Source organism: Streptomyces sp. bgisy100, assembly GCF_057709105.1.
In genome coordinates this window covers 35,479-47,175 of sequence record NZ_JBYITE010000051.1, presented here as the reverse complement: position 1 = coordinate 47,175, position 11,697 = coordinate 35,479, and the positions used below count along the sequence as shown (strand labels likewise).

Here is an 11,697-nt window from a genome sequence, read left to right as displayed (position 1 = left end):
GAACCCCCCACCCCTGCGCCCCCACCCCCTGACGTTCACCCGGCCCTGCGGCCCCACTCCTGACGTCCGGACCACTGGGCCGGTGGCACCGCGAGTCCGTCCTCACCTCGCTCGGTGGCTCCGAGGCCTTTCCAGGCATCTGGGTGGCAGGCCCGCCTCGGTCCTGCCGCACCCTCCCGTGACCGTTGGAGTTCGGGTGGTCAGAAGCCGTGGCGGGAGCCGCCGTCGACCGGGAGCATGATGCCGGTCACGTAGGACGCCGCGGGGGACAGGAGGAAGGCCGCCGTCCTGCCGAATTCCTCGGGGTGGCCGTAGCGGCGGAGGGGGATGCCCGCCGAGGTGCGGGTGCGGGCGGCGTCCGCGTCGCCGGAGAGGGCGTCGAGTTCGCGGACCCGGTCCGTGTCGATGCGGCCCGGGAGCAGGCCGACCACGCGGATGCCGCGGGGGCCGAGTTCGACGGAGAGGGACTTGGCGAAGCCCGCGAGGCCCGGGCGCAGGCCGTTGGAGATCGTCAGGCCGGGGATCGGCTCGTGCACCGAACCGGACAGGACGAAGCCGATCACGCCGCCCTCGGGCAGCTCGGCCGCGGCCGTGCGGGCCAGGCGGACCGCGCCGAGGAAAACCGATTCGAAGGCCGCCTGCCACTGCTCGTCGGTGTTGTCCGTGCCCAGACCGGGCGGCGGGCCGCCGACGCTGATCAGAATGCCGTCGAAGCGGCCGAAACGGGCCCGGGCCGTGGCGATGAGCCGTTCGGGCGTCCCGGCGTCGGCGTTGTCGGCGGTGATGGCCGCGGCGTTCGGCCCCAGCTCGGCGGCGGCAGCCGTGACGGCCTCCTCGTCCCGGCTGCTCAGCACCACCTTGGCGCCGTCGGAGACGAGTTCCCGTGCGGCGGCCAGCCCGAGGCCCCGGCTGGCGCCGGTGACCACGTACACCCGGTCCTTCAGTTCAAGATCCATGGCCTCATGGTGTCCTATCGCTCCGGGAGAGGGCGAGCGCCGTGTTCACCAGGCCGACGTGGCTGAACGCCTGCGGGAAGTTGCCGAGCTGGCGCCGCGCCGCCGGGTCCCACTCCTCGGCCAGCAGCCCCACGTCGTTGCGGAGGGACAGCAGCTCCTCGAAGAGGTCCCGGGCCTCCTTGGTGCGGCCGGTGGCGCACAGCGCGTCCGCCAGCCAGAACGAGCAGGCGAGGAAGGCGCCCTCGTCGCCCGGGAGGCCGTCCACGTGGTCCGGGGTGTAGCGGCGGACGAAGCCGCCGTGGTCCAGTTCGCGGCGCACCGCGTCGACGGTGCCCACCACCCGGGGGTCGGAGGGCGGGAGGAACCCCACCTGGGGGATGAGCAGGGTCGCGGCGTCCAGTTCGGTGGAGCCGTAGGACTGCGTGAAGGTGTTCCGGTCGGCGTCGTAGCCGTGCCGGCACACCTCGCGGTGGACGGTGTCCCGCATGGCGCGCCAGCGGTCCACGTCGCCCCCCAGCTCCGGGGACTGTTCCAGGGTGCGGACGGCCCGGTCGGCGGCGACCCAGGCCATGACCTTGGAGTGGACGAAGTGCCGTCGCGGCCCGCGGACCTCCCACAGGCCCTCGTCCGGCTCGCGCCACTGGGTCTCCAGGAAGTCCATCAGCGCGCGCTGGAGATTCCAGGAGTGCTCCTCCTGGGGGAGGCCCCGCTCGCGGGAGAGGAAGAGGGAGTCCAGCACCTCGCCGTAGATGTCGAGCTGGAGCTGTTCCACGGCGGCGTTGCCGATCCGGACCGGGAACGAGGCCTCGTAGCCGGGGAGCCAGGGGACCTCGAACTCCGTCAGCCGCCGCTCGCCGGTCAGCCCGTACATGATCTGCAGGTCCGCGGGGTCACCGGCGACGGCCCGCAGCAGCCAGTCGCGCCAGGCCGCCGCCTCGTCCAGATAGCCGCTGGAGACCAGGGCGTTCAGGGTGAGCGTGGAGTCGCGCAGCCAGCAGAAGCGGTAGTCCCAGTTGCGCACCCCGCCGATCTCCTCCGGCAGGGAGGTGCTCGCGGCGGCCACGATGCCGCCGCTCGGGGCGTAGGTGAGGGCCTTGAGGGTGATCAGCGAGCGCATCACCGCGTCCCGCCAGGGGCCGTCGTAGCTGCACCGGGCCGACCACTTCTCCCAGTCCTCGACGCTGGACTCCAGCGCGGCGAACGGGTCGATCCGGCGTGGCTGCGGCTCGTGGGAGGGGTGCCAGGTGAGGACCACCGCGACGCGCTCGCCCGCGGAGACCGTGAACTCGGCGAAGGTGGCGAAGTCCTTGCCGTAGGTCGGGACGGGCGGCTCGCTGCGCAGCCAGACGGAGTCCGGGCCCGCGATCGCGATGCGGTGCCCGTTGGTGCGGCGCATCCAGGGGACGATGTTGCCGTAGTCGAAGCGCAGCCGGATCTCGCTGCGCATCTCCACCGACCCGGAGACGCCCTCGATGATCCGTACGACGTCGGGGGCCCTGTCGCGCTGCGGCATGAAGTCGGTGACCTTGACCGTGCCGGTACCGGTCTCCCAGAAGGTGTCCAGGACCAGGGTGTCGCCGCGGTACGCGCGGTCGGTGCAGGTGCCGCCCGAGGCTGGGGCGACCCTCCACTGCCCGTTGTCCTCGTCGCCCAGCAGCGCGGCGAAGCACGCCGCGGAGTCGAAGCGCGGCAGGCACAGCCAGTCCATCGAGCCGTCCCTGCCGACGAGCGCGGCGGTCTGCAGGTCGCCGATGAGGGCGTAGTCCTCGATCTGTCCGGGCACGGTGCCGCCTTTCCCACGGTTCCGTGTTCTCCCCTGCCCGGAGCGGGCCCCGGGCATTCCGGCCTGCCACCGGACGGGTTCAGGCCGGGACCGGCACCGCTTCCTGCGGCTGCTCCGCCGCCAGCCGGTCCCGGCGCTCCCGGCGGACCAGCACCACCCAGCCGACCGGGACACCCGCGGCGAACAGCCACCACTGGACGGCATACGCCATGTGCGGCCCGATGCTGTCGTGATCCGGCTCCGGGACCTGCTCCGGCTGACGGGTGGCCTTCGGGGCGGTCCTCGTGAGCTCGACGTAGCCGCCCAGCACCGGCTCGGACAGGGACTGGCGGCGGCTGTCGATCAGCATGACCTGGCGCGGCGGGAGGCCCGGCTTGTCCTTGATGCCGCTCTCGGCGGTGGTCTCGTCGGGCATCAGCCGGCCCGTGACGGTGACCTCGCCGGAGGGCGCGTGGGGAACCTTCGGGAAGGTGGTGAGCGGGCCGTTCGTCGGGATCCAGCCGCGGTTGACCAGCACCGCCCGGCCGTCCTTCATGATCAGTGGAGTGACGACGTAGTAGCCGATGCTCTGCTCGTCGGCGGCGGTGCGCTGGCGGACCACGACCTCGTGGCGGGTGTCGTACCGTCCGGTCGCGGTGACCGGGTGCCAGGTGTCGGCGCGGGGCACCTCATGGCCGGGCGAGGTGAGCCGGCCGACCGGTACCGGGGACGCCTCCAGGCTCCGGGCGATCTGGGCGTTCTGCCGGACCCGGTGCTCGTGGCGGTGGAACTGCCAGAAGCCCAGCTCGATCATGGCAGGGATCAGGCCGAGAGCCACCAGGGTGAGAATCACCCATTGCCGGGACAACAGGAAGCGGTACACCCCACGACCGTACAACTCGGTCGTGGGGTGCAGGACGGGCGGGGGTGGCTCTTCAGACGTGGTCGACGAGTCCCACCTGCCCCTCCGCACGGGCGCAGTGGGCGCCGCAGTAGAAGTGGCCGTCGGCCTCCACGCCCTGGCCGATGATCGCGCACCGGCAGTGCTCGCAGACCGGGGCCATCTTGTGGATGGCGCAGGAGAAACAGTCGAAGACGTGCACCGCGCCCTGCGCGTGCACCTCGAACGTCATGCCGTAGTCGTTTCCGCATACCTCACAACGTGCCATGGGCCACAGGGTGCGGCGGCGGGGCCGCGGAGCGGGCGCGACCGGCGGGCGCGTCGCCGTGCTTCACCCGGATGACGGCGCGGGCGCCACGTCCTGGAGCAGTTGCATGAAGGCCGCCTCGTCGATCACCGGGGTGCCGAAGGAGCGGGCCTTGACCGTTTTGGACGTGGACGCCTCGGGGTCGTTGGTCACCAGCAGGCTGGTGAGGCGGGACACACTGGTCGCGATGTGCAGCCCGGCGTCGAAGGCGCGGTCCTCCAGCAGCTCCCGGTCGACCGAGGTGTCGCCGGAGAACGCCACCCGCATGCCCTGCACGAGCGGAGCGCCCGGCTCGTACCGGCCCGGGTTGGGGTAGGGGCAGGCGGGGCGCTTGCGGCTGGGGCGCCAGCTCGTCGGACGGTACTGGTAGCCGATGGTGCGCGGGGTGTCCGACCACTCGGTGAGGGGCTGGCAGGCCAGCAGCGGCAGCCGCACCCCGCCGTCCGCGGCCAGGTGGAGACTCGGCCGGAACGCCTCGGCCAGCACCCGGGCGTCGTCCAGCGCGTGGTGGGCACGCTGCTGGACGACGCCGTAGTGGGCGGCCAGCGACTCCAGCTTGTGGTTGGGCAGCGGGAGGCCGAGCTCCTTGGAGAGGGAGATGGTGCACAGCCGCTGCCGGACCGGTGCCGTCCGGCCGGCCCGCGCGTACTCCCGGGCGATCATCGACCAGTCGAATACCGCGTTGTGCGCGACCAGCACCCGGTCGGCCAGCCGCTCGGACAGGGCGTCGGCGATCTCCGGGAACAGCGGGGCGTCCGCGAGCGCCTCGCTCGTCAGACCGTGGATCCAGACCGGCCCGGGATCGCGCTCCGGATTGACCGTCGTGTACCAGTGGTCCTCGACATCGCCCCGCGCGTCCAGCCGGTAGACGGCCGCCGACACGATGCGGTCGTCCCGGGCGAGCCCCGTGGTCTCCACGTCGACCACGGCGTACCCCTGCGGGTACGCGGGCGGCCACGCGGGCGCCGGCGGTCCGGGCTGCGGCGCGATGGACGGTGCGGCTGCCGTGCGGTCTTCGAGCATGGTCCCTGAGGATACGGGCCGCCGCTGACAGCTCCCGAACGCCCCGGGCGGAAGGCGTCATGGGGGCGGATTCCGGGGCCGGTTGACCACCGGACCGGAAGCGGAACCGCCGCGCCGGGGCGCGCCGCACCCGGCCGGCGTCGGTGGGCGGAGCGAGAAGTCCGTTTCGTCCTGCGGTGACTTGGTCGATGGCCGTACGCGCTCCGGGGCGACGCACCGTCAAGCCGCGGCGGGGGCGGTGATGCGGAACGGCTGCGCCGGGGGCGGGCGCGCCGTGGAGCCGTCCGCGCCCGGCGGGTCCGGACGGCGACGGTGCCATGGCCGGATCCCCGCCCTTGTTGTCCGGGCTCCGGTCCGGCCCGGGCAGCGGCCGGAACGCCCCCGGCCGGGCCTCTGTTCCGGCGCCCCGGACCGCCCTAGGGTGCGGCCATGCCGCACCTCCCCGATGTCGTGCTCTGGTCGATACCCGCCTTCGTCCTGCTCACCGTCGTCGAGATGGTCAGCCACCGGCTGCACCCCGACGAGGACTCCGCGGGCTACGAGGCCCGGGACACCGCGACGAGCCTGACGATGGGGCTGGGCAGCCTCGCCTTCGACCTGCTGTGGAAGGTCCCGGCCGTCGCCGCCCAGATCGCCGTCCACCAACTCACCCCGCTGCGCGTCCCCGTGGTCTGGTGGACGGTTCCGCTGCTCCTCCTCGCCCAGGACTTCTGCTACTACTGGGCCCACCGCGGCCACCATGTCGTCCGCGTGCTGTGGGCCTGCCATGTGGTGCACCACTCCAGCCGGAAGTACAACCTCAGCACGGCGCTCCGGCAGCCCTGGACCTCGCTCACGGTCTGGCCGTTCTATCTGCCGATGGTCGCCTGCGGGGTGCACCCGGCGGCGGTGGCGTTCTGCTCGTCCGTCAGCCTCGTGTACCAGTTCTGGATCCACACCGAGCGGATCGGCCGGCTGCCGCGGCCCGTCGAGTTCTTCCTCAACACGCCCTCCCACCACCGGGTGCACCACGCCTCCCAGGGCGGCTATCTGGACCGCAACTTCGGCGGCATCCTCATCGTGTGGGACCGGCTGTTCGGCTCCTTCACCCCGGAGACCGAGCGCCCCGTCTACGGCCTCACCAAGAACATCGCCACCTACAACGTGCTGCGGGTCGCCACCCACGAGTACGTCGCCATCGCCCGCGACCTGCGCGCGGCCCGGAGCTGGAGCGAGCGGGCGGGGCGGCTGCTGCGCGGACCGGGGTGGCAGCCCGCGGCGCGGGAGCCCGGGCCGGCGGTGCCGGCGGACGGGGCGGCCGTACCACCGGCCGACGTCCCGGCCGACGTCCCGGCCGACGTCCCGGCCGAGGTGCCGGTCGGCGGAGCGGGCGTACGGTGAGGGGCTGCACCGAACGCTTGTACAGTCCGCAAGGAGCACCACCATGCGCGCCACCGTCATTCACGCCCCGCACGACATCCGCGTGGAGGAGGTGCCCGACCCGGTGATCCAGCGGCCGGGCGACGCGGTGGTGCGGGTGCTGCTGTCCTGCATCTGCGGCAGCGACCTGTGGGCGTACCGGGGCGAGGCGGCCCGCGAGCCGGGGCAGCGCATCGGCCACGAGTTCCTGGGCGTCGTCGAGGAGACCGGCTCCGAGGTGACCGGGGTCACGCCCGGCGATCTCGTCGTGGCCCCCTTCACGTGGTCCGACGGGGTGTGCGACTACTGCACCGAGGGCCTGACCACCTCCTGCGAGCACGGCGGCTTCTGGGGCAACGCGGGCTCCGACGGCGGCCAGGGCGAGGCGGTACGGGTGCCCCACGCCAACGGAACCCTGGTGAAGCTCCCCGCCGAGGCGGCCTCCGACGAACGGCTGCTCTCCGCGCTGCTCACCCTCTCCGACGTGCTGGGCACCGGCCATCACGCGGCCGTCGGCGCGGGCGTGCGCCCGGGGGCCACGGTCGCGGTGGTCGGCGACGGCGCCGTCGGGCTCTGCGGTGTCCTGGCCGCCCGGCGGCTGGGCGCCGAGCGGATCATCGCGCTGGGCCGTCACCGGACCCGTACCGACCTGGCCCGTACCTTCGGGGCGACGGACGTCGTCGCCGAGCGCGGCGAGGCCGCGGTGGAGGCCGTGCGGGAACTGACGCGCGGCCAGGGCGCGCACTCCGTCATCGAGGCCGTCGGGACCGAGCAGTCGATGGCCACGGCCGTCGGCATCACCCGGCCCGGCGGCGCGATCGGCTACGTCGGGGCGCCGCACGGCAGCGGGACCGGCGTGGACCTGGGCGTGATGTTCGGCCGGAACATCGCCCTGCGCGGCGGCATCGCCCCGGTCCGCGGCTACATCCCCGAGCTGCTGCCGGACATCCTGGACGGCACGATCGACCCGTCCCCGGTCTTCGACCGGACGGTGGACCTGGACGGCGTGCCGGTGGGCTACAAGGCGATGGACGAGCGCACCTCCCTCAAGGTGCTGGTCCGCAACTGACCACCCGCAACCGGCCGCCCGTAACCGACCCTCCGCAACCGACCGTCCGGCAGCGGCGGACGGCCGCCGGCGGCCGTCCGCGGCGCCACGGCACATCCGGAACGCCCCGTCCGCGGCGCCCCGGCACGGAGAGCGGGCGGTACCCCGAAGCGCGTGGGGCACCGCCCGCTCCCGTCGGCTCACGGGCTCAGCGAGTCAGTGGCTCAGGGGCTCACCGGCTCACTTCTGCACGGCGTCCAGGGCGTCCGCGATGCCCGCCCCGTAGAAGCCGTTGTGGCGCGCCCCGCCCTCGCACACCGCGTCGGCCGTGCCGTCGCCGTCGATGTCGTACGGCGACGGGCACGCGGTGTCGTCGGCCTGCTCCCGCAGCAGCGACTTGACCGTCTCCGCGGAGGCCTTCGGGTGGGTGCTCCTGATCAGCGCGGCGACGCCCGCCACGTGCGGGGAGGCCATCGAGGTGCCCGCCATGTAGCCGTAGCCGCCGCCCGGCAGCGGGCCGAGGATCAGGCCGCTGACGGCGGGCGGTGCCGGGGTCTGATAGCGGGTGTTGTCGCCGCCGGGGGCCGCGATGTCCACCACTCCCAGGCCGTAGTTGGAGAACGACGACTTCAGGCCCTTGGCGCCGGTGGAGGCCACCGTCACCACACCGGGGAGCTGGGTGGGTATGTCCAGGCACACCGACGGGTCGACGGTGCGGGTGCCCGGGGTGCTGTCGTTCGGGCTGGAGGTGTCGGTGAGGGAGTCCGCGGCGAGGTCGAAGTTCTCGTTGCCCGCCGCGGCGACGTTCACCGCCCCCTTGCGCTCGGCGTACCGCGTCGCCCGGGTGATCGCCTCCACCAGCGCCTTCTGGTCCGGGTCCGTGGTGCAGTTGAAGTACCAGGGGTCAGTGTAATAGCTGTTGTTGGTCACGTCCACGCCGTGCTCCGCGGCCCACATGAAGCCGCAGACGACCGCCTCGGTGTAGAAGAAGCCGGCCTCGGTGGACACCTTGATGCCGGAGACCTTGACGCCCGGTGCGACCCCGGTCACCCCGACGCCGTTCTTCGCCGCGGCTATCTCGCCCGCCACATGGGTGCCGTGCGGGCTCTCGTGGGCCCCGGGGCGCCAGGCGCCGTCGGTCGTGTCGGGCTTGCCGCCGACACAGTTGACCGAGGCCGCCCGGTCGAAGTTGGGCGCGATGTCCGGGTGGGTGTCGTCCACGCCGGTGTCGATGACCGCGACGGTCACATCGCGGCTGCCCAGGGTCTTCTCGTGCGCCTTGTCCGCCTTGATCGCGGGCAGGTCCCACTGCAGCGGCTGCATCGGGTCCTGCCCGGGGGCCGCCTGCCGTGCCGCGGCGCGGGCCTGCTCGGCGGTGAGCCGCTTCGGCTCGCCGACGGCGGTGGTGGACTGGGCGGGCAGCGGCGCGGTCCGGGTCGCCCCGGCCGACTGGACCCCCTGGACGGCGCGGATCCGCTGCGCGAAGCCGGGGTCCGACGCGTGGGCGACGACGACGCCGATCCGGTCGTAGACCTGCACGACCGTGCCGCCCGCGCGGACGATCTCCTTCTTCACCCGGGCGATGGTGACCTGGTCCGGGCGCTGGACGTTGACGACGTAGCTGAGCGCGGTGCCGTCCTCGGCACGGGGCGCGGGTGCGGCGGTGGTGCCGCCCGGGTGCAGCGGCGCCGCGGTGGCCGCGGCGGGCAGGAACGCGAGGGCGGTGGCCAGCGCCATCCCGGCGGGAACGGCGAGGGCGCGGCGGGAGCGGAGGGCGGAGCGCGACGTCATGGAATCTCCTGCTTCGGTCACGGAACGGGGCGTGCACAGGAAGGGAGGAGCGAGGACGAGCGTGCGGAGCGGCCCCGGCCGGGGCAAGGGGGCCGCGGCCGGGACCGCGGGCCGTGCCGCCTCGGGCGGCACGGCCCGGTGGGTCACTTCTTGACCGCGTCCAGGGCGTCGACGATGCCGAAGCCGTAGAAGCTGTTGATGTGCTTGGTGCCGACGCACTCGGCGTTGACCTTGCCGTCACCGTCCGGGTCGTACGGCGCCGTCGGGCAGCCCGGGTTGTCCGCCTGGGCCTTGAGCAGCCACTGGATCTCCTGCGGCGTCGCGTCCGGGCGCTTGCTCTTGAGCAGCGCGGCGACACCGGCGACGTGCGGGCCGGCCATCGAGGTGCCCTGCAGATAGGCGTAGTCGCCGTCGGGCATCGTGGAGAGGATGCGGCCGTCCTTCGCGGGGGACTCCGGCACCTGGTACTTGTCGCCGCCCGGGCCCGCCACGTCGATCTGGTTGAGGCCGTAGTTGGAGTAGTACGACTTCAGGGCCTTCGGGCCGGTCGCGGAGACCGTCACCACACCGGGCAGCTGCGTCGGAACGTCCAGGCAGGTCGCCGGGTTGATCTTCCGCTCGGCCGGGGTGGTGTCGTTCGGGCTGGTGGTGTCCGTCAGCTCCTTGGCCGCGAGGTCCATGGCCGAGTTGCCCGCCGAGGCGACGTTGATCGCGCCCTTGCGCTGGGCGTACTTCGCGGCCCGGCCGACGGCGTCCAGGATCGCGGCCTGGTCGAGGTCGTCCTTGCAGTTGAACTGCCACGGGTCGACGTAGTAGCTGTTGTTGGTGACCTCGACGCCGTGGTCGGCCGCGAAGACGAAGGCGCAGACGACGGACTCGGCGTAGAAGAGGCTGGTCTCCGGCTCGCTGACCTTGATGGCGGAGAGCTTCACACCCGGGGCGACACCCGCGACGCCGACGTTGTTGCGCGCGGCGGCGATCTCGCCGGCCACGTGCGTGCCGTGGTAGTCCTCGTCCGGGTTGTACGGCCGCCAGGCGCCCTTGCGGGTGTCCGGCAGGCCGCCGACGCAGTTCGCCGACTGCTTCGCGGAGAAGTTGGGGGCCAGGTCCGGGTGGGTGTCGTCGACGCCCGTGTCGATGACCGCGACGGTCACCTTCTTGCTGCCCGGGTTCACCTTGGCGGCCTTGTCCGCCTTGATGGCGGGGATGTCCCACTGCAGGGGCTCGAGCGGCTCCTTGCCCGAGGCCTTGGCGGCGCCGAGCGCGGCGGCGGAGCGCGGCTCGGCGACCTTCTCGGGCTTGCCCACGTCGGTGGTGGCGGCCGACTTCAGCGGCGCGGTGCGCGTGGCGCCCGCCGACTGGACGCCCTTGACGGTCCGCATGGTCTTGGCGAAGTCCGGGTTCGCCGAGTGGACCACGATAACGCCGATCCCGGCGTGCGTGGTGACGATCGTGCCACCGGCCTTCGCGACCGCCTTCTTCACCGCGGCGACGGTGCCGGCGTCGGTCGCGGTGTTCACCACGTACGACAGGCGGGGGCCGTCCTGCGCGGCGGAGGCCGACGCGGGCGCGTCCTGCGGGGCAGCCGTGGCGGAACCGGGCAGGAAGCCGAAGGCGGCGGTCAGCGCGAGCCCGACCGGCACCGCCACGGCGACGCGCCTGCGTCTGGAGCGGGGATGAGCCATGGGTTCTCCACATCATCGAGAAGACCCTCCGCGCGCGGATGTGCGCATGGACGGGTACATGACGACGGAAGCTAGCGCCGATCCGGTGATCTGATCAATGGATTCCGGCAAAAAGCGAGAATTCCGTAGCAGTTGGTCCGGACGGCTGAATACTTCCCTCCGGCCGGAACCGCGCTCCAGTCGCGTCACGTGCCCCCACAAGATGAGACAAATCAAGCATTTCCCCAGGAGAGCCCCAGAGTGGTACGAGACCGGCAGATGTGTGCGGGGGGCCGCGGCTGCGGAATCCCCCGGCCCGGCTGCGCCGACGCGGCCGGGAGCGACCGTGTGGCGGACCGGCGCGGCGGCGTCCGTGCCGGGGCCGGCCGTACGGGGGTCCGGACCGGCGTCCGCGGGCAGGCCGGCTCCCGAGCCGGCGCCGGCGTCCGAACGCGGGCCGGGACCGGCCCCCGCAGGCGAGCCGGGACCGAAGTGCGTACGCGGGTCGAGGGTGTCCGGCCGCGCGGCGACGGCCGGGGGCGCGCGGCGCTCCGGACCGCCCCTGCTCCGTCAGCGACCTGACGGATCGATACGCAGCGCCCGGATGCTCAGGGGCGGCAGAGCCACCCGCGGACCGTACCAGCGCCGCCGCTCCACGGGGGCGGAGCGCGGGGCGATCCGGACGGCCGTCACCGGTCCGGGCAGCCGCACCATGCCGTACGGCCGGCGGGCCGGGCCGGGGGGCGGCTGGTTCGACGGATCGCTCACGCCGGGATCAACGAAGCGGAACCCGCTGGGTGTCGGCCCGATCGTCGCTCCTGCGAATTTCAACTACTGCACCCCTGTT

10 protein-coding genes are annotated in these 11,697 nt (G+C 73.1%); 2 read left to right on the top strand and 8 right to left on the bottom strand.

Going from position 1 to position 11,697, the window contains the following annotated elements; genetic code table 11:
- Nucleotides 1-200 precede the first annotated feature (200 nt).
- The 5 genes from AC3EQ1_RS26435 to AC3EQ1_RS26415 form a co-directional block, all read right to left on the bottom strand.
- Nucleotides 201-956 (bottom strand): SDR family oxidoreductase, encoded by a 756-nt coding sequence (locus tag AC3EQ1_RS26435; protein WP_432096840.1) that lies wholly within the window; start codon nt 954-956, stop codon nt 201-203.
- Nucleotides 957-960: 4 nt separating this feature from the next.
- Complete coding sequence (locus AC3EQ1_RS26430) at nt 961-2,739, bottom strand: glycoside hydrolase family 15 protein (RefSeq protein WP_432096839.1); 1,779 nt, start codon at nt 2,737-2,739, stop codon at nt 961-963.
- Between the two features lie 79 nt (nt 2,740-2,818).
- Nucleotides 2,819-3,601: an SURF1 family cytochrome oxidase biogenesis protein gene (locus tag AC3EQ1_RS26425; RefSeq protein ID WP_432096838.1), complete on the bottom strand. Its 783-nt coding sequence runs from the start codon at nt 3,599-3,601 to the stop codon at nt 2,819-2,821.
- Between the two features lie 52 nt (nt 3,602-3,653).
- Nucleotides 3,654-3,887 carry a hypothetical protein gene (locus AC3EQ1_RS26420; RefSeq protein ID WP_351515071.1) on the bottom strand — a complete coding sequence of 78 codons (234 nt, stop codon included), beginning with the start codon at nt 3,885-3,887 and terminating at the stop codon, nt 3,654-3,656.
- A gap of 63 nt (nt 3,888-3,950) precedes the next feature.
- On the bottom strand, nt 3,951-4,949 hold the full coding sequence (locus AC3EQ1_RS26415; RefSeq protein ID WP_432096837.1) for a DEDDh family exonuclease: 999 nt from the start codon (nt 4,947-4,949) through the stop codon (nt 3,951-3,953).
- Between the two features lie 429 nt (nt 4,950-5,378).
- On the opposite strand from AC3EQ1_RS26415, the gene AC3EQ1_RS26410 reads away from it, so the two are divergent.
- Together AC3EQ1_RS26410 and AC3EQ1_RS26405 are read left to right on the top strand one after the other, a co-directional pair.
- Entirely contained in the window at nt 5,379-6,329 is a 951-nt protein-coding gene (locus tag AC3EQ1_RS26410; protein ID WP_432096836.1) for a sterol desaturase family protein, read from the top strand.
- 43 nt (nt 6,330-6,372) lie between these two features.
- Nucleotides 6,373-7,416 carry a zinc-dependent alcohol dehydrogenase family protein gene (locus AC3EQ1_RS26405; RefSeq protein WP_432096835.1) on the top strand — a complete coding sequence of 348 codons (1,044 nt, stop codon included), beginning with the start codon at nt 6,373-6,375 and terminating at the stop codon, nt 7,414-7,416.
- Nucleotides 7,417-7,635: 219 nt separating this feature from the next.
- Here the strand turns inward: AC3EQ1_RS26405 and AC3EQ1_RS26400 are convergent, their stop codons facing one another.
- The 3 genes from AC3EQ1_RS26400 to AC3EQ1_RS26390 all read right to left on the bottom strand — a co-directional run bounded on the left by AC3EQ1_RS26400 (nt 7,636) and on the right by AC3EQ1_RS26390 (nt 11,618).
- Nucleotides 7,636-9,186 carry a S8 family peptidase gene (locus tag AC3EQ1_RS26400; protein WP_432096834.1) on the bottom strand — a complete coding sequence of 517 codons (1,551 nt, stop codon included), beginning with the start codon at nt 9,184-9,186 and terminating at the stop codon, nt 7,636-7,638.
- 143 nt (nt 9,187-9,329) lie between these two features.
- Nucleotides 9,330-10,871: a S8 family serine peptidase gene (locus AC3EQ1_RS26395; protein WP_432096833.1), complete on the bottom strand. Its 1,542-nt coding sequence runs from the start codon at nt 10,869-10,871 to the stop codon at nt 9,330-9,332.
- Nucleotides 10,872-11,420: 549 nt separating this feature from the next.
- Nucleotides 11,421-11,618 (bottom strand): hypothetical protein, encoded by a 198-nt coding sequence (locus tag AC3EQ1_RS26390; protein WP_432096832.1) that lies wholly within the window; start codon nt 11,616-11,618, stop codon nt 11,421-11,423.
- Nucleotides 11,619-11,697: the final 79 nt, after the last annotated feature.

Bases quoted from the DNA above. Each gene is read 5' to 3' on its own strand.
- AC3EQ1_RS26435 (WP_432096840.1), bottom strand. From the start codon at position 956: ATGGATCTTGAACTGAAGGACCGGGTGTACGTGGTCACCGGCGCCAGC.
- AC3EQ1_RS26420 (WP_351515071.1), bottom strand. From the start codon at position 3,887: ATGGCACGTTGTGAGGTATGCGGAAACGACTACGGCATGACGTTCGAG.
- AC3EQ1_RS26415 (WP_432096837.1), bottom strand. From the start codon at position 4,949: ATGCTCGAAGACCGCACGGCAGCCGCACCGTCCATCGCGCCGCAGCCC.
- AC3EQ1_RS26410 (WP_432096836.1), top strand. From the start codon at position 5,379: ATGCCGCACCTCCCCGATGTCGTGCTCTGGTCGATACCCGCCTTCGTC.
- AC3EQ1_RS26405 (WP_432096835.1), top strand. From the start codon at position 6,373: ATGCGCGCCACCGTCATTCACGCCCCGCACGACATCCGCGTGGAGGAG.
- AC3EQ1_RS26400 (WP_432096834.1), bottom strand. From the start codon at position 9,186: ATGACGTCGCGCTCCGCCCTCCGCTCCCGCCGCGCCCTCGCCGTTCCC.
- AC3EQ1_RS26395 (WP_432096833.1), bottom strand. From the start codon at position 10,871: ATGGCTCATCCCCGCTCCAGACGCAGGCGCGTCGCCGTGGCGGTGCCG.